Raw genomic sequence first — 23,381 nt, 5'->3', positions numbered from 1 at the left:
AAAAAATGGACATACAAATTTAGAGCAACTTAATTTAGTTCAAGCTCTCAGAGATTTATAATTTTAAACATTGTGACTCCAATTTTCAATATATTAGAAAAAAAGGTGATAAATATGGATTCAGTTGAAATTAGCCGATTTCTCACTGGTATGACACTAGCAGTGCATATCATATTTGCTACAATCGGCGTGGGTATGCCATTAATGTTTGCGATTGCAGAATTTATTGGCATTAGAAAAAATGATGCAAACTATATTGCATTAGCTAAAAGATGGTCAAAAGGGTACACAATCACTGTAGCCGTTGGGGTCGTAACAGGTACTATTATTGGGTTACAACTTTCGCTCGTTTGGCCGACATTCATGAAAATGGGCGGACATGTCATCGCTTTACCATTATTCATGGAAACTTTTGCATTCTTCTTTGAAGCAATCTTCTTAAGTATATATCTTTATACTTGGGATAGATTTAAAAATAAATGGACACATTTTATTATTTCATTACCAGTTATTATCGGTGGTTCATTTTCAGCGTTCTTTATAACGTCTGTAAACTCATTTATGAATACACCAGCTGGTTTCGAAATGAAACATGGACGTATGGTTAATGTTCAACCATTAGAAGCGATGTTTAACTCATCCTTCCTTGTAAGAGCATTTCATGTTGTTGCTACAGCTGGTATGACAATGGCATTTATATTGGCAGCTATTGCAGCATTTAAATTATTACGAAATAGATACTCAGAAGATAGACAGTATCATAAGAAAGCATTGAAAATGACGATGATCGTAGGTTTCTTATCAACGATATTATCTATGGTGGCTGGGGACCTTTCAGCGAAGTTCTTACACAAAGTTCAACCTGAAAAATTAGCTGCTTATGAATGGCATTATGATACGCAATCACACGCTAATTTAGTATTCTTTGGTGTACTAAACGAAAAGACGCATGAAGTTTCTGGCGCAATTGAAATTCCAGGATTACTTAGTTTCTTAGCGGATGATAGTTTTAAAACAAAAGTTAAAGGTTTAAATGATTTTCCTAAACATGATTTGCCACCTATGATTGTCCATTACTTCTTTGATTTAATGGTTTCAATGGGGGTCTTCTGTTTTGTCATTTCAGGAATTTACATGTTAATTCTATTCTTCAAGAAATTACGTAAATTTATAACAAACAAAGCTGTATTATATGCTATCTTGTTGACTGGTCCAGCGTCATTACTTGCTATAGAATTTGGGTGGTTCTTAACAGAAATGGGGCGCCAACCATGGATTATTAGAGGATACATGCGTGTGTCTCAAGCTGCTACCCAAGCAGGCGGTATTACATTAGTCACAATCCTGTTCGGTATATTATATTTCGTCCTCATGGTTACAGCAGCGTATGTGTTAATTCGCATGTATAGAAACAAACCTGCATATCAAGATGTAGATAAAGTGATTGAAAAGAGAGGTGGAACAAAATGATATACGCCCATATCGGAATAACAGTATTATGGATATTTTTATTTTGTTACATCATCGTCGCTTCAATAGATTTTGGTGCAGGATTTTTCGCATTACATTCTAAAATTACTGGTGAAGAAAAGAAAATTAATCATTTAATTCATCGTTACCTTAACCCAGTATGGGAAGTTACGAATGTTTTCTTCGTATTCTTCTTTGTAGGATTCGTTGGATTCTTCCCAGATTCTGCCAAATATTTAGGTACGGTATTACTTGTCCCGGGTTCAATTGCTTTAATCCTTATTTCAATTCGAAGTAGTTTTTATGCCTTTGAAAATTATGGACAAGATACGAAATTGCCATGGATTTGTTTATATGGTTTAACAGGATTACTCATACCGGCATCATTAGCTACCGCTTTAACAATTTCAGAAGGTGGTTATATTCGAGAACATGGGTCTCATATAGATTTAAACTGGGTACAGTTACTACTTAGCCCATTTGCGTGGTCGGTTGTGTTCTTAGCAATCATCTCAGTACTTTATATTTCATCAGGTTTCTTAACATTTTACGCAAGTAAAGCACAAGATAAGCCAGCCTACGATTTAACGAGACAGTGGCACATATTCTGGGGCCCACCAATGATTATTATTTCATTATTTGTCTTCTTATCATTAAGAATTCAAAATGCTGATCATTTTAATAATGCTGTATTCAATTATTGGTGGATGTTTGCATTGAGCTTTGTCTTTTTCCTAATTGCAGGTGCTTTAACGATATTCAAGAAAAACCATGGCTTAGCGTTTATTATGGTTATCTTACAAATGTTCTTTGCATTCTTTGGATATGGAATGAGTAAATTACCTTATCTATTGCATCCATTTGTTAAAATTACAGGTACTCATGTTAACCCTGAAATGGGATTAGCTTTAGTCGTTGCCTTTATTTTAGGTTTACTTTTATTAATTCCATCGTTAATATTATTATTAAGATTATTTGTTTTCGACAAAGATTATGTAGAAGGAAAGAAATAATATAATCTATGAGGATAAGGGAGAGTATGGAGGTCTTATTATCATACATCATCTCTTTTCCTCTTTTATTTAGTGGAGGACGTATATGGAAAAAGAGTATGTCGTAATAGGACTAGGCCGTTTCGGTGGCAGTATTGTTAGAGAACTTAATGCTTTAGATATGGACGTCATGGCGATTGATAGCGATGAGAATCGTGTTAATGAATATAGTGATATTGCTACACATGCTGTCGTTGCTGATACCACAGATGAAGCAGTGATGAAAAGTTTAGGAATACGAAATTTTGATCACGTTATTGTAGCTATTGGTGAAAATATTCAATCAAGTACTTTAACTACGCTTATTTTAAAAGAATTGGGCGTAAAAAAGGTAACCGCTAAAGCACAGAACGATTATCATGCTAAAATTTTAAATAAAATAGGTGCAGATACAGTCGTACATCCAGAACGAGACATGGGTAGACGTATTGCACATAATGTTGCGAGTGCAAGCGTGCTTGACTATTTAGAATTAGCTGATGAGCATTCTATTGTAGAACTTAAAGCTACTGAAAAAATGGCCGGTCAAAGCATCATTGATTTAGATATTCGAGCACAATATGGGATTAACATTATAGCTATTAAACGAGCAAAAGAATTTATTGTTTCTCCAGATCCTAATATTAATATTGAGATTGGTGACATATTAATTATGATTGGTCACGATAACGACTTAGGTCGTTTTGAGAAAAACATTAGTAAATAAACGCAATTTGAGTTAGTCTACAAATTAAATAGATAGTTAGACAACGTTCTCCAATAATAGAAATATTGGGGAGCGTTTTTTTATTTAGAGAAAGTGTTGAAACTTGGTGTAATTTGTTTACCACATTTTTATATTTCATTATAAATAAACTTGATTGAATAGTATTCTAATTAATAAACGTTTAATATTATATAATGTTTTGTAAACACTTAAGAAAAAGAATATATCATTTAGGGAAGATAACAAAAATATATAAACATTGATGTTAGCATTATTTATGACAAATAGTATATAAGGAGAGTAGGTATGTATCAGTTTATTTTAAAATGCACATCAATGTTAGCGATTATTTTACTTTTATGTGGTTGTTCCACTTTTAAATATGGGAATACTAAGAAGCCTCAAGATCATACCAAATGCGTGACAATCTATGGTGATTACAAATGCGCATATTGTAAACAAATTGAAGCGTCTATTGTTCCTAAGCTCAAAAAAGATTACATCAACAAGGGTAAGGCTGAAGTGAAGTTCGTCAATCTTGGATTTCTAGGAAAGGATTCAATGAATGCTGGAAGGGCTACACATGCAGTTAAACTCATATCTGATGATGAATATTTAAAATTAAATCGACTTATTTTCAAAGCGCAGCCGAAGAATAGCCATCAAACGTGGATTACTAAACGTACAGTGGATAAACAAATAGATAAACTTGATTTAAATAAGTATGAAAAAAATAAAATTAAGAAGATGTACAAAGATAAAGATAGTAAAGCATGGAAAATGGCTAACGATGATAAAAAAGCTGCTAAAAAGAAAGATGTTAAAAAAGTACCTTTAGTATATATAAATGGAGAAAAAGTTAAAAACCCCTATAAGTATAAAGAGTACAAAAAACTATTAGATAACAAGCAAACATAAGCGTTCCAACTAGGGTAAATTAAAGAAAAGACGAGATTGGAACCACAATTGATATAAAAAAGCTCTAAGACACTTTCATCAAAGAAAGCGACTTAGAGCTTATTATTTTGGGTATATATCCCGATTTATTAACTTCTACAATTACTTAGTTTCTTGTTTATTATTATTTTTACTATTTGATTGCTTATGATTACCTTTATCTTCATTAACTTTCATAATGACTGGTAAAATCATTGGTCTACGAGCAGTCTTTTCAAATAGATAAGGTTGAAGTGTTTCAATAATAGACGACTTAATTTGGTGCCATTGAATATCTTTATTACCATTCAGCTTAGAAATAACATCTGTTTTAATTTTTCGTTGCGCATCATAAATTAATTGCCCTGACTCACGCATGTAGACAAATCCGCGTGAAATGATATCTGGACCAGACAATAATTTATTGGTATTGAAGTCAATACTTACGACAACAATTACTAAGCCTTCTTCAGAAAGTAATTTACGATCTCGAATAACAACATTACCTATGTCGCCAATGCCGCTACCATCTACAAGAACATTTCCTGAAGGGATTCTTCCAGCTTTTCGTGCAGAATCATGTGTTAATGCTAATACATCTCCGATATCGAAAATAAATACATTATCTTCATCAACACCACATTCAACACCCGTTTCACCATGCGCTTTCAACATACGATACTCACCATGGATAGGTAAGAAGTATTTAGGTTGAATTAAACGTAACATCAACTGTTGATCACCTTGAGAACCGTGACCTGATGTATGAATGTTAGAAATTTTACTATGAATGACATCAGCACCTGCTTTATATAAAGCATTGATAGTGCGGTTAATACTTTTCGTATTACCTGGAATAGGAGATGAACTAAATACGACTGTATCTTCAGGAATAATTTTAATTTGTTTATGCGTACCGTTGGCAATTCTTGATAAAGCTGCCATCGGTTCACCTTGAGAACCTGTACAAAGAATTAATAATTCATGTTTAGGGATGTTATTAATCTTATTTGGTTCTATAAATGTTTCAGGTGGTGCTTTAATATAACCGAGTTCCATACCAATTTTGATATTATTTTCCATTGAACGACCAAAGGTAACAATTTTACGATTATATTTAATCGCAGCTTCTACAGCTTGTTGTACACGGTAAATATTAGAAGCAAATGTTGCAAAGATGATACGTCCTTTACAATTTCTGAAAATCTTATCGACGTTTTGTCCAACTTCACGTTCACTAAGTGTAAAGTCAGGTACAAGTGCATTTGTAGAATCAGAAAGTAAACATAGAACGCCTTCTTCACCAATTTTTGCCATTTTAGCGATATTCGCAGGTTCACCCACAGGAGTAAAATCGAATTTAAAGTCACCAGTGTGGACGATTTTACCTTCAGGGGTATCAACGATGACACCATATGCCTCTGGAATACTGTGTGTAGTGAGATAGAATGAAATTTCAAAGTGTTTAGATTTAATCACACTATTTTCATCTATTTCATGAAGTTCGGTAGTTCTAAGTAAATGATGTTCTTCTAACTTGTTACGTATGAGACCTAACGCTAATGGACCACCGTAAATAGGTACATTAATTTGCTTTAATAGGAAGGGCACACCGCCTATATGGTCTTCGTGGCCATGTGTAATAAACAGGCCAACAATTTTATCTTGATTCTGTTCTAAGTAAGTGTAATCTGGAATAACATAGTCTATACCTAAAAGGTTATCGTCAGGGAATTTAATACCTGCATCGATGATAACGATTTCATTCTTGTACTCGATTGCATAGGTATTCTTTCCGACTTCACCTAGACCACCAAGTGCGTATACACCTACTTCATTAGAATGTAATTGCTTCATTATTCAGCATTCTCCACATTAAAATGAGTTGAATGTTCTTTTTCATAGTCTAAATGTGCGCCCTCTAATTTTGTAATAAACTCAATATTGAAATTACGGTCTTTTAAATAACGTCTCACTTGTTCTTCTGTTTGTCCTTCAACATAAATTGTTTGTGTGTTCTCACGGACGATAACTTCGTCTTTATTATGTTGATAAAATACTTTAAATACTGCCATTTTATATATTTCCTCCTAGATTAAAATTCTACAATTTATTTACGACCCTAGTGTGAAATACTCGGGTTATTAAAGAGTTTGATCCATATTAAAATTTGTTTCTTCAATAATTTAGTGTTCTAATTTTTAATTTAGAAACATACCAGCTCAATCTAAACTTTGGTTTCTTCAACGCTCGTTTAATTTCACTGCCCAGTATGCTTTCTAGGGTAATAGTGTCGTTCATTATTTGAAATTAGTATTGAATTACTAAGATTTCAGTTAAGTTATATTTTACATGATGTATTTGAATAAATAAAGCAGTTTTATCTTATCCAGTCGACAAACTTTTCAAGGATAATCTTTTAATTTTCAAACAATCTAATTTAGACATCGTTAATATTCGTTCGTGATAAATGGTGTATATTGTCTCATGTATTGAATTTTAAAAATACATAAAAAGACACTTCGCCAAATGTAATTAAATCATTACATAGTGAAGTGCCGTTATTTTAAAAAATTGGATTAAACCTCTACTGCATCTTCGTGAGGTTTAAGTGGATTGTTAGCGTCAATATGGTCATAAAACATGACGCCATTTAAATGGTCAATTTCATGTTGGAATACAATCGCAGGGTACCCTTTAAGTCTTAGTTTAACTTCATTTCCGTCAATATCTTGAGCTTTGATTGTTACTCTATTGTGACGGTGTACTAAACCTGGAATGTTTTCATCAACACTTAGACAACCTTCGCCAGTAGGTAGGTAAGCTTCCTGAACACTATGGCTCATTACTTTAGGGTTTACGAGCATATAATCATATGATTTACCATTACCATCATCCGGTAAATAAACTGCAATCATACGTTTAGCAACATTTATTTGTGGTGCAGCTAAGCCTACACCTGAACGTAAACCATAACGTTTAGCGATTTCCTCATCTTGGCTATTAATTAGAAACTCTCGCATTGAGCGTAATGTTTCTTTATCTTCTTCTGAAATTGGGAAACTTAATTCTTTAGCCTTTTCACGAAGTGTTGGATGACCATCTTTTATAATATCTTTCATTGTTAACATGTCATACACCTTCCTTATTAAATAATATATCAGATACTACAGTTATAAGTACATTATTAGATACTCAATATGACGTATTGATTTAATTTTATTAGTGAAAAATAAATCAAACTCATACAAGACATCACAGACACTAATCAATAGCTTTATTCCTCTGTATTGATTTATAATCAATTATTATTTAATATTACAAGCGAACAACTATGAGGAGGTAACAGTTAATGAAGTTTGGTAAAACTGTCGCAATTGTCCTAACGTCAACAGTGTTATTAGCTGGATGTACAACTGACAAAAAAGAAATAAAAAAATATGATGATCAGGTTCAAAAAGCTTTTGACCAAGAAAAAACAGTCAATTCTACTAGTAAGAAAATTAATAAATTAGAAGAAGATAAACAAAAATTATTCAAAAAAGTTAATGACAAAGATCAAAATACAAGAAAGCAAGCAGCTGAAGATATTGTAGACAATGTTAAGAAACGTCAGAATGAATTTAAAAATGAAGAGGAAGCTTTAAGCAAATCAGAAAAAGAATTTAAAAAAGCGAATCAATATATGAATCATATTGATAATTCAACTAAGAAAAAAGAAGTTACACAACTTAATGATGCTATTAAAGAAAAATACAAAGCACATGATGCATATGCAAAGGCTTACAAAAAGGCACTTAATAAAGAAAAAGAACTGTTTACTTACTTAAATCAAGATGGTGCAACACAATCTGAAGTAGATAGTAAATCTAAAGATTTATCCCGTGCTTATAAAGATATGAATAAAAAGTTCAATGCCTACTCAAAAGCGATGAGAAAGGTAACTCAAGAGAAACAAGATGTTGATCAATTGAAGTAATGAAAAATATTGATACAGTTATGCGGAAAGTACTATAACAGACCGTGTAACTGTATCTTTTTGTATTGAAACAGAACTTTATGAAATCGTTTAACAGGTAAATTCATTTGTGATACAATTAGGGAGGATAAAATGAATTTCTATTTACATGGGAAAGGTATGGTGAATTGAATGGCTCCTAAGTTACAAGCCCAATTCGATGCAGTTAAAGTATTAAATGAAACTCAATCGAAATTTGAAATGGTTCAAATTTTGGATGAGGATGGTAATGTCGTAAATGAAGACTTAGTACCTGATTTAACAGATGAACAATTAGTAGAATTAATGGAAAGAATGGTATGGACACGTATCCTTGATCAACGTTCAATCTCATTAAATAGACAAGGACGTTTAGGTTTCTACGCGCCTACAGCTGGTCAAGAAGCATCTCAACTTGCTTCACAGTATGCGTTAGAAAAAGAAGATTTCATCCTACCTGGTTACCGTGATGTTCCACAAATTATCTGGCATGGTTTACCACTTACAGAAGCTTTCTTATTCTCAAGAGGACACTTCAAAGGTAACCAATTCCCTGAAGGCGTTAATGCGTTAAGCCCGCAAATTATTATCGGTGCTCAATACGTACAAACTGCTGGTGTAGCATTTGGTCTTAAGAAACGCGGTAAAAACGCTGTAGCTATTACTTACACAGGTGATGGTGGTTCATCACAAGGTGACTTCTATGAAGGAATCAACTTCGCTTCAGCATATAAAGCACCTGCAATTTTTGTAATACAAAATAATAATTATGCTATTTCTACACCTCGTAGTAAACAAACTGCTGCTACTACATTAGCTCAAAAAGCAGTTTCAGTAGGTATACCTGGTATTCAAGTAGATGGTATGGATGCTTTAGCAGTATATCAAGCGACTTTAGAAGCGCGTGAACGTGCTGTCGCAGGTGAAGGACCTACTGTCATTGAAACTTTAACTTATCGTTATGGACCACATACAATGGCTGGTGACGATCCTACTCGTTATAGAACTTCAGATGAAGATGCAGAATGGGAGAAAAAAGACCCATTAGTTCGTTTCAGAAAATATTTAGAAGCTAAAGGTTTATGGAACGAAGATAAAGAAAATGAAGTCATTGAGCGTGCTAAATCTGAAATTAAAGCAGCTATTAAAGAGGCCGACAATACAGATAAACAAACTGTTACTTCTCTAATGGATATTATGTATGAAGATATGCCTCAAAATTTATCAGAACAATATGAAATTTACAAAGAGAAGGAGTCGAAGTAAGCCATGGCACAAATAACAATGGTTCAAGCGATTAACGACGCGCTTAAAAGTGAACTTAAAAGAGACGAAGACGTATTAGTCTTTGGTGAAGACGTTGGTGTTAACGGCGGTGTATTCCGTGTTACTGAAGGATTACAAAAAGAATTTGGTGAAGATCGAGTATTCGATACGCCTTTAGCTGAATCAGGTATTGGTGGTTTAGCTTTAGGTTTAGCTGTAACAGGATATCGACCAGTTATGGAAATCCAATTCTTAGGATTCGTATTTGAAGTATTTGACGAAGTTGCTGGTCAAATCGCTCGTACACGTTTCCGTTCAGGTGGTTCTAAACCTGCACCTGTAACTGTTCGCGCACCATTTGGTGGGGGAGTACATACTCCAGAATTACACGCAGATAACTTAGAAGGTATTTTAGCTCAATCTCCTGGGTTAAAAGTTGTTATTCCATCAGGTCCATATGATGCGAAAGGCTTATTAATTTCAGCGATTCAAAGTAATGACCCTGTCGTATACTTAGAACACATGAAATTATATCGTTCATTCCGTGAAGAAGTACCTGAAGAAGAATATACAATTGATATTGGTAAAGCTAATGTCAAAAAAGAAGGTAACGATATCTCACTTATCGCATATGGCGCTATGGTACAAGAATCATTAAAAGCAGCAGAAGAACTTGAAAAAGACGGACATTCTGTTGAAGTGATTGACTTACGCACAGTTCAACCTATTGATATTGAGACTTTAGTAGCTTCAGTAGAGAAAACAGGTCGTGCGGTTGTCGTTCAAGAAGCACAACGTCAAGCTGGTGTTGGTGCTCAAGTAGCTGCTGAATTAGCAGAACGTGCAATCCTTTCATTAGAAGCACCTATTGCTCGTGTTGCTGCAGCTGATACAGTGTATCCATTTACTCAAGCTGAAAATGTATGGTTACCTAATAAAAATGACATTGTTGAGCAAGCTAAAGCGACATTAGAATTCTAATTCGATTTAGTTTCTACGAATTATTTAGCTATCTATAGCATTGAGTAATGAATAAGTGTAAACTAAGTTGTAAGGGCTTCCTTAACTTGCAACTTTAGTATATAAATTTTTGAAATGATTTTGATCAAGTAAAAATCTTAGGAGGACAAGAACGTGGCATTTGAATTTAGATTACCCGATATTGGGGAAGGTATCCACGAAGGTGAAATTGTTAAATGGTTTGTTAAAGCTGGAGATACCATCGAAGAAGATGATGTCTTAGCAGAAGTACAAAACGATAAATCCGTAGTAGAAATACCTTCACCAGTTAGCGGAACTGTAGAAGAAGTTTTAGTAGATGAAGGAACTGTTGCAGTAGTTGGTGACGTTATTGTAAAAATTGATGCTCCTGATGCTGAAGAAATGCAATTTAAAGGTAGTCATAGTGATGATTCTTCTTCTAAACAAGAAGAACAACAAGAAGAAGCACCTGCTAAAGAAGAAACAACTTCATCACAATCTCAAGAAACTTCAACATCTTCAAGTCAAGAAGCAGAAGTTGATGAGAACAAAACTGTTAAAGCTATGCCTTCTGTACGTAAATACGCACGTGAAAACGGTGTAAATATCAAAGCTGTTACGGGCTCAGGTAAAAACGGACGTATTACTAAAGAAGACGTAGATGCATACTTAAACGGAGGAAGCGCAGATTCAGCTTCTAACGAAAGTGCTGCTTCATCAGCTGCATCAACAGGTAGCGAAGAAACGAGTGCTTCAACTAGTCAATCATTACCTGAAGGTGACTTCCCAGAAACTACTGAGAAGATTCCTGCTATGCGTAAAGCAATCGCTAAAGCAATGGTTAACTCTAAACATACAGCACCTCATGTTACTTTAATGGATGAAATTGATGTGCAAGCGTTATGGGATCACCGTAAGAAATTTAAAGAAATTGCAGCTGAACAAGGTACGAAACTAACGTTCTTACCATATGTTGTAAAAGCATTAGTTTCAGCACTTAAAAAATATCCAGCACTTAACACTTCATTTAATGAAGAAGCTGGTGAAGTTGTACACAAACATTATTGGAATATCGGTATCGCAGCTGACACTGACAGAGGCTTACTAGTACCTGTAGTGAAACATGCTGACCGTAAATCAATCTTTGAAATTTCAGATGAAATCAATGAACTTGCTGTTAAAGCACGTGATGGTAAATTGACTTCAGAAGAAATGAAAGGTGCAACTTGTACAATTAGTAATATCGGTTCAGCTGGTGGACAATGGTTCACTCCAGTTATCAATCACCCAGAAGTAGCCATCTTAGGAATCGGCCGAATTGCTCAAAAACCTATTGTTAAGGATGGAGAAATTATAGCAGCTCCAGTACTTGCATTATCATTAAGCTTTGACCATAGACAAATTGATGGTGCGACTGGACAAAATGCTATGAATCACATTAAACGTTTATTAAATAATCCAGAACTATTATTAATGGAGGGGTAAAAACATGGTAGTTGGAGATTTCCCAATTGAAACAGATACTATTGTAATCGGAGCAGGTCCTGGTGGATATGTTGCAGCAATCCGCGCAGCACAATTAGGACAAAAAGTAACAATCGTTGAGAAAGGTAATTTAGGTGGCGTGTGCTTAAACGTTGGTTGTATTCCTTCTAAAGCATTACTACATGCTTCTCATCGTTTTGTTGAAGCGCAACATTCAGAAAACTTAGGGGTTATTGCTGAAAGCGTTTCTTTAAACTATGAAAAAGTCCAAGAATTCAAATCATCAGTAGTTAATAAATTAACTGGCGGTGTTGAAGGATTATTAAAAGGTAACAAAGTTGAAATCGTTAAAGGTGAAGCTTACTTTGTAGACAATAATAGTCTTCGTGTAATGGACGAAAAGAGTGCTCAAACTTACAATTTCAAACATGCAATTATTGCAACTGGTTCTAGACCAATTGAAATTCCTAACTTTGAATTCGGTGAACGCGTTATTGACTCAACTGGCGCATTAAACTTGCAAGAAGTTCCTGGTAAACTTGTTGTTGTCGGTGGCGGATATATCGGTTCTGAATTGGGTACAGCATTTGCAAACTTCGGTTCAGAAGTAACAATCCTTGAAGGTGCGAAAGACATCTTAGGCGGATTTGAAAAACAAATGACACAACCAGTTAAAAAAGGCATGAAAGAAAAAGGTATCGAAATTGTCACTGAAGCGATGGCTAAATCTGCTGAAGAAACTGAAAACGGTGTTAAAGTTACTTATGAAGCTAAGGGCGAAGAACAAACAATCGAAGCTGATTACGTATTAGTAACAGTTGGACGTCGTCCAAACACTGATGAATTAGGTTTAGAAGAATTAGGTCTTAAATTCGCTGATCGTGGCTTATTAGAAGTAGATAAACAAAGCCGTACTTCTATTGAAAATATCTTTGCAATTGGTGATATCGTACCTGGTTTACCACTTGCACATAAAGCAAGTTATGAAGCTAAAGTTGCTGCAGAAGCCATTGATGGTCAAGCAGCTGAAGTTGATTATATCGGTATGCCTGCAGTATGCTTCACTGAGCCAGAATTAGCTCAAGTAGGATACACTGAAGCACAAGCTAAAGAAGAAGGTTTATCAATCAAAGCTTCTAAATTCCCATACGCAGCTAACGGACGTGCGTTATCATTAGATGATACTAACGGTTTCGTTAAACTCATCACACTTAAAGAAGACGATACAATTATCGGTGCGCAAGTTGTTGGTACTGGTGCTTCTGATATTATCTCTGAATTAGGTTTAGCAATTGAATCAGGTATGAATGCTGAAGATATCGCATTAACTGTTCATGCTCACCCAACTTTAGGTGAAATGTCAATGGAAGCTGCTGAAAAAGCAATTGGATATCCAATCCATACTATGTAATTAAACCTTAATTAAAATAGTTAAGGATTAATCATTATATATAGCTGAGACTCGTTATTCACGGGTCTCAGTTTTTTTATGCACCTATTCAAACTAGTTGTTTTATGAAAAAAGCTCCGATACACTAAAAATACAGCATTAACATTAGGAGGCTAGAATTAAATGGAATATCAATATCCTCTAGATTTAGATTGGACAAATGAAGAAATGATGAAAGTCATTCATTTTTTTAATAAAATTGAAAATTATTATGAATCCTCTGTCAAAGGTGAAGAGGTTAAGCATGCTTATAAACAATTTAAAGAAATTGTGCCAGGTAAAGCTGAAGAAAAACAAATCTTTAAAGAATTTGAAAATAAAAGTGGATACAATAGTTATAAAGTTGTTCAAGAGGTTAATAAACATCCTGAACAGCAAATATTTGGTAAATAAGTTTGAAATACGTCCTTATTGATTTAAAACATAAAATAATAACATATTCATTTATTTGAAACTATCTCATAAAACTATTGCTTACAAAGCTATATTCTGTTACTTTTATAAAACATTAAACAAAATGTTTGATATTAGTAAACTTAATATAGCTTTTTTTAGGTGGTTAAATAATGGATATAGGAAGTAAATTGCGCAACTTAAGACGTATTAAAAACTTAACTCAGGAAGAACTTGCAGAACGTACCGATTTATCGAAAGGGTATATTTCACAGATTGAAAGTCAACATGCGTCTCCAAGTATGGAAACCTTTTTAAGTATATTGGAAGTATTAGGTACTTCGGCAAGTGACTTTTTTAAAGAAAGTACTAACGAGAAAGTTTTATATAAAAAAGCAGATCAAGTCACATATGATGAATATGATCGCGGATACATACTGAACTGGCTTGTTACGGATTCTAATGAATTTGAAATGGAGCCACTCATTCTTACTTTACGACCAGGTGCATCCTATAAGAATTTCAAACCATCTGATTCAGACACATTTATTTATTGTTTAGAAGGTGAAGTGTCTTTATTATTAGGTAATCAAACATATCAAGCTACCACTCGGGATGTTCTTTATTTTAAAGCTAAAGATAAACATCGCTTATTTAATGACACAAATGAAGAAGTGAAGATTTTAATAGTTGCCACAGCTTCATATTTATAGGGAGGAATGTTCATGAATCCATTACTTTCATTTAAATCTGTGAGTAAAGGTTATGACGGTGTACAAATTTTAGACGAAATAGATATAGATATTGAGTCAGGGCATTTTTATACATTATTAGGGCCTTCAGGCTGTGGTAAGACAACGATATTAAAGTTGATTGCTGGATTCGAATATCCTGATAGTGGTGAAGTTATTTATCAGAATAAACCTATAGGGAAATTACCGCCGAACAAACGTAAAGTGAATACAGTGTTCCAGGATTATGCGCTATTTCCACATCTTAACGTTTATGACAACATTGCTTATGGTTTAAAATTAAAAAAACAAAGCAAATCGGAAATAGATAAAAAGGTGACTGAAGCACTAAAATTAGTTAAGTTATCTGGTTATGAACAAAGGCAAATAGAGGGTATGAGTGGTGGTCAAAAACAACGTGTAGCGATTGCGCGTGCCATTGTCAATGAACCTGAAATTTTGTTACTTGACGAATCTTTATCTGCATTGGATTTGAAATTACGTACAGAAATGCAATATGAATTGAGAGAACTTCAATCTCGTTTAGGTATTACCTTTATATTTGTTACACACGATCAAGAAGAAGCATTAGCACTAAGTGATTATATATTTGTGATGAAAGACGGTAAAATTCAACAATTCGGGACACCTATTGATATTTATGATGAGCCAGTCAATCGTTTTGTTGCTGATTTTATTGGTGAATCTAATATTGTTGAAGGGCGCATGGTTGAAGACTTCGTTGTAAATATTTATGGTCAAGATTTTGAATGTGTAGATATGGGTATCCCAGAAAATAAAAAAGTCGAAGTGGTTATACGTCCTGAAGACATTTCACTCATTGATAAGGAGCAAGGGCTTTTCAAAGCAAGAGTGGATTCTATGTTATTTAGAGGTGTCCATTACGAAATTTGTTGTATCGATAGAAAAGGTTACGAGTGGGTGATTCAATCGACTAAGAAAGCTGAAGTTGGCAGTGAAGTAGGCCTATTCTTTGAACCTGAAGCGATTCACATTATGGTGCCAGGTGAGACTGAGGAAGAGTTTGATAAACGAATTGAGAGTTATGAGGATGTAGATAATGCGTAATATCAATAAATTATTAATTATTCCTTATTTATTGTGGATGGTAATATTTATCATCATTCCAGTCATTTTACTTGTATATTTTTCATTTATGGATGTGCATGGCCATTTTAGCTTTACCAACTATGAACAAATTTTCACGATGCGATATTTTAAAATGTTCATAGATTCAATATGGTATGCGATTCTCATTACATTGATTACTTTAGTCATTAGTTATCCAGCGGCATATTTTATCACGCATTCTAAGTATCAAAATATTTTATTGATGATAATGATTATTCCGACATGGATTAATTTACTGCTGAAGACCTATGCATTTATAGGATTATTAAGTCATGATGGTATTATAAATCAAACACTTCACATCTTTCACTTGCCAGTATTCAACATGCTGTTTACAAGTGGTGCGTTTCTACTTGTTGCAAGTTATATTTATATTCCATTTATGATACTACCTATTTTTAATAGTATGAAAGCAATCCCTAATCATTTATTGCAAGCGTCGAGTGATTTAGGTGCTAGCCCAATGACAACCTTTAGAAAGGTCATTATGCCTTTAACAAAAGAAGGTGTCATGACAGGTATTCAAGTTACATTTATCCCTGCATTGTCGCTGTTTATGATTACTCGACTGATTGCTGGTAATAAAGTCATTAATATAGGAACTTCAATTGAAGAACAATTCTTAACGATTCAAAATTATGGCATGGGTTCAACCATTGCGTTGTTCTTAATTATATTTATGGCGTTCATATTAATTGTAACGAAATCTAAATCATCGAATGGGAAGGGGTGAATGACGTGAAGTGGTATGGAAAGTTGTACATAGGAATACTTATCGCAATCTTATATATACCTATTCTATTTTTAATGGTATATTCTTTTAATTCAGCTGGAAATATGATTCATTTTGAGCATTTCACGTTAGAACATTATCAAACGCTTTTCCAAGATGATCGATTAATGTCTGTGATATTTAATACGATTGCCATTGCATTGTTAGCTGCCTCAATCTCAACAGTCATCGGTACCTTTGGTGCGATTGCTTTATACTATTTACGTAACAAGAAATTTAAAGTTACTTTACTGACTTTGAATAATGTACTGATGGTGTCATCAGATGTTGTTATTGGTGCTTCATTTTTAATTATGTTTACAGCAATTGGACATTTTACAGGCTTAGGTTTAGGATTTTCTACAGTTTTAGCTTCACATATAGCATTTTGTATCCCGATCGTGGTGATTATCGTGCTACCGCAACTATATGAGATGAACGATAATATGCTGAATGCTGCTAGAGATTTAGGTGCTAATGAATCGCAATTGTTAAGTAGTGTTATTATCCCTAATATTATGCCTTCCATTATTGGTGGATTTTTCATGGCATTGACTTATTCATTAGATGACTTTACAGTAAGCTTTTTCGTAACAGGAAATGGCTTTAGTGTTTTATCTGTAGAAGTTTACGCGATGGCTAGAAAAGGTATAAGTATGGAGATAAACGCTATTTCTACAATTTTATTTGTAGCTATATTAATAGGCATAATAGGATATTATGCTATTCAACACTTCGTTAAACGACAAAAGATGGTGAAGCGAGGTGTGAATGAATGAAACGATTTTTACAACTCATCATTTCTGCAATAGTCATTGGCGTATTATGTTTAGTTGTAAGTCATTGGTTTAAATCAAAGGAGAACACCCCAACACATGAAAAGATTTATGTTTATAATTGGGGTGAATATATCGATCCTAGTTTAATTAAAAAGTTTGAAAAAGAGACTGGTATACAAGTGGTTTATGAAACATTTGATTCCAATGAAGCAATGGAGGCTAAGATTCGTAATGGTGGTACTCATTATGACGTAGCATTCCCAAGTGAGTATACGGTCCAAAAATTAAAACGTTCAAATTTGTTAGTACCCTTGGATCATAAAAAAATTCCTAATATGAAAAATCTTGATTCAGATTATACGAATATGTCATATGATCCACATAATAAATATTCTTTATCATATTTCTTTGGTACAGTGGGTATCCTATATAATAAGGAAAAATATCCTCACGCAAACTTTAATAGTTGGAGTGATTTATATCAATCTAAATATAAAAATGATATTTTATTAGTGGACGGTGCTAGGGAAATCATGGGCATGGGTCTGAATAAACTCGGATATAGTTTAAATGATAAAAACCCTTCCCATATTAAAGAAGCGGAAAAAGATTTAAAAAAATTAGCGCCACAAGTGCGAGGTGTCGTAGGTGATGAAATTACGATGATGCTTCAACAAAACGAAGGTAATATTGCTGTTGTTTGGAGTGGCGTAGCCGCACCTTTAGTACAAGATAATGACAAATTTGATTACGTGATACCTAAAGAAGGTTCTAATCTTTGGTTTGATAACATGGTTATTCCTAAAACAGCACAAAATAAAGAAGGTGCATATAAATTTATGAACTTCTTATTAGATGCGAAAAATAATAAACAGAATACGGAATGGGTAGGCTATGCAACACCTAACAAAGCAGCAAGAAATCAATTGCCTAAAGATGTTAGAGATGATGATAGATTTTATCCTACAAAGAAAGAACAGAATCGCTTAGAGGTATATAAAGATTTAGGACAAAAAACGCTTGGAGATTATAATGAAAGTTTTTTAAATTTCAAAATGTCTCTGAAATAATGTAGAGATAAATGGTAGTTATTTATTCGTTTATCCTATATAATGATTTGATAGTAAAGTAAGGAGTTGTAGCGGATGTCAGGAGAGCAATACACACAAATTAAGCGTCCAGTCAGTCGGCTAACTGAAAAAGTTTTAGGTTGGTTTAGTTGGGTATTCTTACTCATATTGACGATTATAACTATGTTTATTGCACTTGTATCATTTAGTAATGATACGTCAATAGCTAATTTAGAAAGTTCATTAAATAACAATGAACTGATACAACAAATTTTAGGAAACAATGATTTAAGTACAACTCAATTTGTCATTTGGTTACAAAATGGCGTATGGGCGATTATTGTTTACTTTATCGTTTGTCTATTAATTTCTTTTTTAGCATTAATATCAATGAATATTAGAATTCTTTCAGGTTTCTTATTTCTATTGGCAGCAGTAGTTACGATTCCTTTAGTATTTTTAGTGGTCACTTTAATTATTCCAATTTTATTCTTTATCATCGCAATTATGATGTTTGCTAGAAGGAATAAAGTTGAGACAGTGCCCGCATATTATAACGATGATTATGGTCAACCATACTATGATGAACGTGAATATTATGATCATCACGAACCTCATTCTAGACCTCGAGATGATTATTATGAAGAGGACTATCATCAAGGTTATTACGATGAATATGAACAACCACGAGACGAAAAGGAAAATAGAAATACAAGAAGACAACTTAGAAAAGAACGTCGACAAAAAGAAGCATTTGAAGCGCAACAATATGAACAGCCATATGATAATCATTTTGATCATGACTACGCTAATAGAGAACAGTATGAGGAAACAGATGATAAATATTCACAATTTCCTAAACGTGCTGTAGAAAGTGAATATGCTTCTAGTCAGAATACTGAGGAAGAACCTGAAGTGATGTCTAGACAGGCTAAATATAACAAGAAATCTAAAAAAGCGAATCGCGAAGATCAAATGCAAGAGAATGACTATCAGGATAATGATGATTATAGTTATGGTTATGACGATGGTTACAATAATTATCAGGAACCAATAGAACCTCAAGTTGATCCTAAAGAACTTAAGGCACAGCGGAAGAGAGAAAAAGCTGAAATTCGTGCGAAGAAAAAAGAAAAGAAAAAAGCTTATAATAAACGCATGAAAGAAAAAAGAAAAAATCAACCAAGTGCTGTTAATCAACGTCGAATGAATTATGAAGAGCGACGTCAAATGTTCCACGGTAATCATGATGATGATGAAGGTACAAAAGAGAACACAACTGAACAAGAAGACAATAGTGAAAATAAATAATACTAATCATTGATAGGCTGGGGCATAATCAATTTATTACCCCAGCCTTTTTTGTATGCATTCGCGATACAACTTAAATTTTAGTATGATTAAGATAAGAAGATTATTTGAGGTGGTGCATAGAATTATGAACAGAAAAACAGAAATCATTTTAGCATGGATAGCGAATGGGCTAAGTATCATGTACTTACTATTAACAGGGATGTCACTCATTGTTATGAAAAGTAGTGAGAATCAACAACAATATAACGATATACTCAAACAATTCTATGGAAGCGAACAAAATGTTACTCCTGATATTTTATTTGCATCTATGATTATTTCAATTGGCTTTTTAGCCTTTTCTACTTTGCTTGGTGTTGTAGGGGCGTTAATTATCAAAGGACGTAAAAATTTAGCAGGTTGTTTATTTATAGCAGCAGCGATTACAGGAATTGTTACTATGAATCTTATTGCTATGATTTTATGGATTATTGTAGCTGTATTGCTATTTTCTAAAAAAGATAGTCGTCATCAAAGTTACTTTAATAATACGAATGGTACGCAGAATTCAAATGAGCGTCGTAATCTAGCAAACAATGATAATTTAAACCAGAATCATACTCGCCAAGATGAGTGGGACCCAGAAAAAGAACTTAAGGATCGTAAAAAAGATGACCCTTATATATATTAGTTGATTGGACATAAAAAAAGATGGCGTATGCCATCTTTTTTTATAACTCTTGAAACGTTTGAATAATTAAATAAATATTTAATCCACTTAGTATTACAATCAGCGTCCATGAAATGATGTTAACCCACATTTTATTAATAAATGGTCCCATTAATTTCTTATTACTTGTAGCCAATTGAAGCGGTATTAATGAAAAAGGTAACGCTATACTTAAGAATACTTGTGAAAATACTAGTAATTGTTCTATTTTTTCAGCATTACCTCTGAAAATGATTAAACAAATAATAACTGGTATGACTGCAAGCGAACGTGTGATTAGACGACGCATCCAGTTAGGAATGGATAATCTTAAGAATCCTTCCATAACGATTTGTCCTGCTAACGTTCCAGTAATCGTTGAGTTCTGTCCTGATGCTAATAGGGCAACTGCAAATAGTGTACTCATCACACCGCCCATTGCTGCACCTAATGCCGGTTCAGTTTTCAACGCATGATATAAATCATAGAAACCACCTAAATCGTTAGTTTTAGTTCCGAAAAAGAGGGCAGCACCTAGTGTTAGTAATAAACAATTGACTACAAATGCAATAGATAATTGAAGATTTGAATCAATCGTTGCGTATTTAATAGCTTGTGCTTTTTCTTGATTATCATGACGGTTATACTTACGTGATTGCACGATAGATGAATGTAGATATAAATTATGTGGCATGATTGTAGCCCCAATAATACCTAAAGCGATATATAGTATGCCTTGGTTTGTCACAATTTCTTTATGTGGAACAAACCCATTTAGAATATCAGTTAATTGTGGTGAAGAAATAAACACTTCAAACACGAATATTGCTAGAACTGTAAATATTAAAGTACCTACAATGGCTTCAATCTTTCTGAAACCGAAACGCATAATAAATAGTAATAGGAATACATCGAATACTGTGATTAATGCACCAACGATTAGTGGAATGCCGAAAATTAAATCTAAAGCAATCGCACTCCCAATCACTTCGGCGATATCAGTGGCAATGATTGCTAACTCTGCAATAATCCAGAAAACTATCGCAATGGGTTTACTTAAAAAATGACGTGTCATTTGTGCAAGATCTTTACCAGTTGCTATTCCTAATCTTACCGTCATACTTTGTAATAACATCGCTGCCAAACTTGAGATTAAAATCACGAATAGCAAGGTATAACCGTATTGCGCGCCACCTTGCATAGATGTAATCCAGTTTCCTGGATCCATGTAACCCACAGCTACTAATAATCCAGGCCCGAGAAATGCTAGAAATTTCTGACTTGCACTACCTTTATGATCAAAATGAATAGTATTATTGATTTCATCTAAGCTTTGATGTTGTTCATAATTGTTGTCTTTTATACTCAATAAACTCACCTCTAAAATCTTATGAAAATATATTAACATAAACAAAAAGTTAGGTCAACCTAAAAATATTGCATCACATTAAAAAAGCTTGAATAGCATTGTATTAAATACTACTCAAACTTTATAAATCAAAATTATTTTATTGATAAAATTTTAAGAACTGATCAAATGTTTCTTCTACGAATTGTAAGAAAGCTTTGTCGCTTTTCAATCTTTTATCAGAAGGTTCAATTGCTCGTGCTACGAAAAACTCACCTTTTTTCACGTTAATTGCGCGATCAATTGCTTTTTTAAGATCATCTTCACTCATATCTTTAATAAGTGTTTTTTCAGGTTTCATGTGATCTAAACATAAGCTATAGTCGTTAGGTAATGCTTTGATTTTATCAAAATGCTTTTTAAAGATTTTCATTTGTTCGGCTTTATTTTTAGCCTCATGCATGACACCGAACATAATAAATAGTTGATCTCTAAATAATCCAATTTGGAAATGAGGTAACATCTTATAACCACGTTTATTAGGTGCGAATGCAACCCAAGTATCTACAGGTGGGTTCACGCTTCGACGTGCATGTTTCGCTACGTGAGGATAGAATTCTTCACCTGTTTGTGAACTGAAATAATCAGCGAAATAGTCTCCTAATTGATTTAACTGTGGTCTAACATGCTCATTCAGTGCTTCCATTCTATTCTCTAAACCATCAACATCAAATGCTTTAAAATCTTTTGGCGCAAATGTATATTTAGTCATTTTATGCCTCCTCATGTATTGATTACCGTTATTGTAGCACAAGTATTTATCTATTATCTAAAGTTAGAACCTTACTTATGAGGGTTTCAAATTTTACAATTAAGGTATATCAATATGTATTAATATAATTTTCGAGAAAACATCATGTATAATGTTAAGTAATAGGAGATGATACGATGGCACTATACGATTTTGCTAAAGGTATAATATTAGAGGCTGGGAATAAAGTAAGACATTGGATGAAAGAAGACTTGGATATTGAAACGAAGTCTAATCCTAATGATTTAGTTACAAATGTAGATAAAGCTACTGAAAATTTCCTTTATGAAACAATACACCATAATTATCCAGACCACCGTGTGATAGGGGAAGAAGGGCATGGACATGAATTAACGGATACGAATGGTGTCATTTGGGTCATTGATCCAATTGATGGAACGCTTAACTTTGTACATCAACAAGAAAATTTCGCTATTTCAATTGGGATTTATTATAATGGGGAACCTTATGCTGGTTTTGTTTACGATGTCATGAAGGATGTTCTATATCATACAAAGGTTGGAGAAGGTGCCTATGAAAATACTCATCTACTTAAGCCTCTAGAAGATACTGAACTTAAAACAAGTATCATTGGAATCAATCCTAATTGGTTAACCAAACCGATTATGGGCAAGATATTTATGCCAATTGTAAATGATGCAAGAAGTGCACGTGCTTATGGAAGTGCTGCACTCGAAATTATAAGTGTGGCTAAAGGACAACTCGCTGCATATCTCACTCCAAGATTGCAACCTTGGGACTATGCCGGTGGTTTGATGATTTTGAATGAAGTTGGAGGAATAGGTACAAACTTATTAGGTGATCCATTGGAAATGAATCGACCTAATTCTATAGTAATGGCAAATAAACAATTACATGACCAAATATTAAATCAATATTTAAGTGAGTTTAAAGAGACCATCGCGTCGCATCATGAAAAGCGATTTGGTAGAAAATAATGGGAAAGCCGACAAGACACA

Annotated in this window: 23 protein-coding genes; 18 read left to right on the top strand and 5 right to left on the bottom strand. The window is 33.7% G+C overall.

From position 1 onward, the window contains the following. The first annotated feature begins 114 nt into the window (after positions 1 to 114). The 4 genes from JMUB898_RS09255 to JMUB898_RS09240 all read left to right on the top strand — a co-directional run bounded on the left by JMUB898_RS09255 (position 115) and on the right by JMUB898_RS09240 (position 4,146). Complete coding sequence (locus tag JMUB898_RS09255) at positions 115 to 1,470, top strand: cytochrome ubiquinol oxidase subunit I (protein WP_037541318.1); 1,356 nt, start codon at positions 115 to 117, stop codon at positions 1,468 to 1,470. Continuing rightward, positions 1,467 to 2,483 carry a cytochrome d ubiquinol oxidase subunit II gene (locus JMUB898_RS09250; protein WP_002442138.1) on the top strand — a complete coding sequence of 339 codons (1,017 nt, stop codon included), beginning with the start codon at positions 1,467 to 1,469 and terminating at the stop codon, positions 2,481 to 2,483. The genes JMUB898_RS09255 and JMUB898_RS09250 overlap by 4 nt, the downstream gene beginning before the upstream one ends. 85 nt (positions 2,484 to 2,568) lie before the next feature. Then, positions 2,569 to 3,228, top strand: coding sequence for a potassium channel family protein (locus tag JMUB898_RS09245; protein ID WP_002442139.1), 660 nt, complete (start codon positions 2,569 to 2,571; stop codon positions 3,226 to 3,228). A gap of 306 nt (positions 3,229 to 3,534) precedes the next feature. Then, the gene (locus tag JMUB898_RS09240) at positions 3,535 to 4,146 is read left to right on the top strand and encodes a thioredoxin domain-containing protein (protein WP_037541322.1); all 612 of its coding nucleotides are present in this window, start codon (positions 3,535 to 3,537) and stop codon (positions 4,144 to 4,146) included. A gap of 141 nt (positions 4,147 to 4,287) precedes the next feature. On the opposite strand, the gene rnjA is transcribed toward JMUB898_RS09240, so the two are convergent. The 3 genes from rnjA to def form a co-directional block, all read right to left on the bottom strand. Continuing rightward, positions 4,288 to 6,021: a ribonuclease J1 gene (gene rnjA / locus JMUB898_RS09235; RefSeq protein ID WP_002442141.1), complete on the bottom strand. Its 1,734-nt coding sequence runs from the start codon at positions 6,019 to 6,021 to the stop codon at positions 4,288 to 4,290. Continuing rightward, positions 6,021 to 6,239, bottom strand: coding sequence for a DNA-dependent RNA polymerase subunit epsilon (locus JMUB898_RS09230; RefSeq protein WP_002442142.1), 219 nt, complete (start codon positions 6,237 to 6,239; stop codon positions 6,021 to 6,023). The genes rnjA and JMUB898_RS09230 overlap by 1 nt, the downstream gene beginning before the upstream one ends. Before the next feature lie 504 nt (positions 6,240 to 6,743). Continuing rightward, complete coding sequence (def, locus tag JMUB898_RS09225; protein ID WP_002442143.1) at positions 6,744 to 7,295, bottom strand: peptide deformylase; 552 nt, start codon at positions 7,293 to 7,295, stop codon at positions 6,744 to 6,746. Positions 7,296 to 7,516: 221 nt separating this feature from the next. On the opposite strand from def, the gene JMUB898_RS09220 reads away from it, so the two are divergent. From JMUB898_RS09220 to JMUB898_RS09160, 13 genes are all read left to right on the top strand, one after another. Beyond that, on the top strand, positions 7,517 to 8,143 hold the full coding sequence (locus tag JMUB898_RS09220; RefSeq protein WP_002442144.1) for a YkyA family protein: 627 nt from the start codon (positions 7,517 to 7,519) through the stop codon (positions 8,141 to 8,143). A gap of 171 nt (positions 8,144 to 8,314) precedes the next feature. Further along, positions 8,315 to 9,427, top strand: a complete 1,113-nt coding sequence (gene pdhA / locus JMUB898_RS09215; protein ID WP_002442145.1) for a pyruvate dehydrogenase (acetyl-transferring) E1 component subunit alpha — start codon at positions 8,315 to 8,317, stop codon at positions 9,425 to 9,427. A 3-nt stretch (positions 9,428 to 9,430) separates the two neighbouring features. Further along, complete coding sequence (locus JMUB898_RS09210) at positions 9,431 to 10,408, top strand: alpha-ketoacid dehydrogenase subunit beta (RefSeq protein ID WP_126501985.1); 978 nt, start codon at positions 9,431 to 9,433, stop codon at positions 10,406 to 10,408. A 153-nt stretch (positions 10,409 to 10,561) separates the two neighbouring features. Continuing rightward, the gene (locus JMUB898_RS09205; RefSeq protein ID WP_002442149.1) at positions 10,562 to 11,893 is read left to right on the top strand and encodes a dihydrolipoamide acetyltransferase family protein; all 1,332 of its coding nucleotides are present in this window, start codon (positions 10,562 to 10,564) and stop codon (positions 11,891 to 11,893) included. A gap of 4 nt (positions 11,894 to 11,897) precedes the next feature. After that, entirely contained in the window at positions 11,898 to 13,304 is a 1,407-nt protein-coding gene (lpdA, locus tag JMUB898_RS09200; protein WP_002442150.1) for a dihydrolipoyl dehydrogenase, read from the top strand. A 162-nt stretch (positions 13,305 to 13,466) separates the two neighbouring features. Beyond that, the gene (locus JMUB898_RS09195) at positions 13,467 to 13,736 is read left to right on the top strand and encodes a UPF0223 family protein (protein WP_002442151.1); all 270 of its coding nucleotides are present in this window, start codon (positions 13,467 to 13,469) and stop codon (positions 13,734 to 13,736) included. 173 nt (positions 13,737 to 13,909) lie between these two features. After that, complete coding sequence (locus JMUB898_RS09190; protein ID WP_002442153.1) at positions 13,910 to 14,449, top strand: helix-turn-helix domain-containing protein; 540 nt, start codon at positions 13,910 to 13,912, stop codon at positions 14,447 to 14,449. Positions 14,450 to 14,461: 12 nt separating this feature from the next. Continuing rightward, on the top strand, positions 14,462 to 15,556 hold the full coding sequence (locus JMUB898_RS09185) for an ABC transporter ATP-binding protein (protein ID WP_002442155.1): 1,095 nt from the start codon (positions 14,462 to 14,464) through the stop codon (positions 15,554 to 15,556). Continuing rightward, positions 15,549 to 16,352: an ABC transporter permease gene (locus JMUB898_RS09180; protein ID WP_044466308.1), complete on the top strand. Its 804-nt coding sequence runs from the start codon at positions 15,549 to 15,551 to the stop codon at positions 16,350 to 16,352. Before JMUB898_RS09185 ends, JMUB898_RS09180 begins: the two co-directional genes overlap by 8 nt. 5 nt (positions 16,353 to 16,357) lie before the next feature. Next, entirely contained in the window at positions 16,358 to 17,170 is an 813-nt protein-coding gene (locus tag JMUB898_RS09175; protein WP_044466307.1) for an ABC transporter permease, read from the top strand. Next, entirely contained in the window at positions 17,167 to 18,240 is a 1,074-nt protein-coding gene (locus JMUB898_RS09170; protein ID WP_126501984.1) for an ABC transporter substrate-binding protein, read from the top strand. Before JMUB898_RS09175 ends, JMUB898_RS09170 begins: the two co-directional genes overlap by 4 nt. Positions 18,241 to 18,315: 75 nt before the next feature. Next, positions 18,316 to 19,551: a lipoteichoic acid stability factor AuxB gene (gene auxB, locus JMUB898_RS09165; protein ID WP_002442163.1), complete on the top strand. Its 1,236-nt coding sequence runs from the start codon at positions 18,316 to 18,318 to the stop codon at positions 19,549 to 19,551. Positions 19,552 to 19,678: 127 nt separating this feature from the next. Then, a complete protein-coding gene (locus JMUB898_RS09160) occupies positions 19,679 to 20,224 on the top strand; it encodes a DUF4064 domain-containing protein (RefSeq protein ID WP_037541327.1) in 546 nt (181 codons plus the stop codon). A gap of 40 nt (positions 20,225 to 20,264) precedes the next feature. Here JMUB898_RS09160 and JMUB898_RS09155 read toward each other — a convergent pair whose 3' ends face one another. Both JMUB898_RS09155 and JMUB898_RS09150 read right to left on the bottom strand, forming a co-directional pair. After that, positions 20,265 to 21,650 (bottom strand): Nramp family divalent metal transporter, encoded by a 1,386-nt coding sequence (locus tag JMUB898_RS09155; RefSeq protein ID WP_126502034.1) that lies wholly within the window; start codon positions 21,648 to 21,650, stop codon positions 20,265 to 20,267. 100 nt (positions 21,651 to 21,750) lie between these two features. Then, a complete protein-coding gene (locus tag JMUB898_RS09150; protein ID WP_037541332.1) occupies positions 21,751 to 22,362 on the bottom strand; it encodes a YktB family protein in 612 nt (203 codons plus the stop codon). A 176-nt stretch (positions 22,363 to 22,538) separates the two neighbouring features. Here JMUB898_RS09150 and JMUB898_RS09145 point away from each other — a divergent pair, with 176 nt between their 5' ends. After that, complete coding sequence (locus JMUB898_RS09145) at positions 22,539 to 23,360, top strand: inositol monophosphatase family protein (RefSeq protein ID WP_002442173.1); 822 nt, start codon at positions 22,539 to 22,541, stop codon at positions 23,358 to 23,360. Positions 23,361 to 23,381: the final 21 nt, after the last annotated feature.

The sequence above is a fragment of the Staphylococcus caprae genome (genome assembly GCF_003966625.1).
GTDB classification, from domain to species: Bacteria; Bacillota; Bacilli; order Staphylococcales; family Staphylococcaceae; genus Staphylococcus; species Staphylococcus caprae.
Note: the sequence above shows the minus strand (reverse complement) of the source record. Positions and strands in the feature narration are given on the sequence as shown.

Excerpts from the sequence above, each read along its gene's own strand:
- JMUB898_RS09145 (WP_002442173.1), top strand. The coding sequence starts at position 22,539 with ATGGCACTATACGATTTTGCTAAAGGTATAATATTAGAGGCTGGGAAT.
- JMUB898_RS09210 (WP_126501985.1), top strand. The coding sequence starts at position 9,431 with ATGGCACAAATAACAATGGTTCAAGCGATTAACGACGCGCTTAAAAGT.
- JMUB898_RS09180 (WP_044466308.1), top strand. The coding sequence starts at position 15,549 with ATGCGTAATATCAATAAATTATTAATTATTCCTTATTTATTGTGGATG.
- JMUB898_RS09250 (WP_002442138.1), top strand. The coding sequence starts at position 1,467 with ATGATATACGCCCATATCGGAATAACAGTATTATGGATATTTTTATTT.
- JMUB898_RS09195 (WP_002442151.1), top strand. The coding sequence starts at position 13,467 with ATGGAATATCAATATCCTCTAGATTTAGATTGGACAAATGAAGAAATG.
- JMUB898_RS09230 (WP_002442142.1), bottom strand. The coding sequence starts at position 6,239 with ATGGCAGTATTTAAAGTATTTTATCAACATAATAAAGACGAAGTTATC.
- rnjA (WP_002442141.1), bottom strand. The coding sequence starts at position 6,021 with ATGAAGCAATTACATTCTAATGAAGTAGGTGTATACGCACTTGGTGGT.
- auxB (WP_002442163.1), top strand. The coding sequence starts at position 18,316 with ATGTCAGGAGAGCAATACACACAAATTAAGCGTCCAGTCAGTCGGCTA.
- JMUB898_RS09240 (WP_037541322.1), top strand. The coding sequence starts at position 3,535 with ATGTATCAGTTTATTTTAAAATGCACATCAATGTTAGCGATTATTTTA.
- JMUB898_RS09245 (WP_002442139.1), top strand. The coding sequence starts at position 2,569 with ATGGAAAAAGAGTATGTCGTAATAGGACTAGGCCGTTTCGGTGGCAGT.
- JMUB898_RS09150 (WP_037541332.1), bottom strand. The coding sequence starts at position 22,362 with ATGACTAAATATACATTTGCGCCAAAAGATTTTAAAGCATTTGATGTT.
- JMUB898_RS09220 (WP_002442144.1), top strand. The coding sequence starts at position 7,517 with ATGAAGTTTGGTAAAACTGTCGCAATTGTCCTAACGTCAACAGTGTTA.
- JMUB898_RS09170 (WP_126501984.1), top strand. The coding sequence starts at position 17,167 with ATGAAACGATTTTTACAACTCATCATTTCTGCAATAGTCATTGGCGTA.
- lpdA (WP_002442150.1), top strand. The coding sequence starts at position 11,898 with ATGGTAGTTGGAGATTTCCCAATTGAAACAGATACTATTGTAATCGGA.
- JMUB898_RS09255 (WP_037541318.1), top strand. The coding sequence starts at position 115 with ATGGATTCAGTTGAAATTAGCCGATTTCTCACTGGTATGACACTAGCA.
- def (WP_002442143.1), bottom strand. The coding sequence starts at position 7,295 with ATGTTAACAATGAAAGATATTATAAAAGATGGTCATCCAACACTTCGT.
- pdhA (WP_002442145.1), top strand. The coding sequence starts at position 8,315 with ATGGCTCCTAAGTTACAAGCCCAATTCGATGCAGTTAAAGTATTAAAT.
- JMUB898_RS09160 (WP_037541327.1), top strand. The coding sequence starts at position 19,679 with ATGAACAGAAAAACAGAAATCATTTTAGCATGGATAGCGAATGGGCTA.
- JMUB898_RS09185 (WP_002442155.1), top strand. The coding sequence starts at position 14,462 with ATGAATCCATTACTTTCATTTAAATCTGTGAGTAAAGGTTATGACGGT.
- JMUB898_RS09190 (WP_002442153.1), top strand. The coding sequence starts at position 13,910 with ATGGATATAGGAAGTAAATTGCGCAACTTAAGACGTATTAAAAACTTA.
- JMUB898_RS09155 (WP_126502034.1), bottom strand. The coding sequence starts at position 21,650 with ATGTTAATATATTTTCATAAGATTTTAGAGGTGAGTTTATTGAGTATA.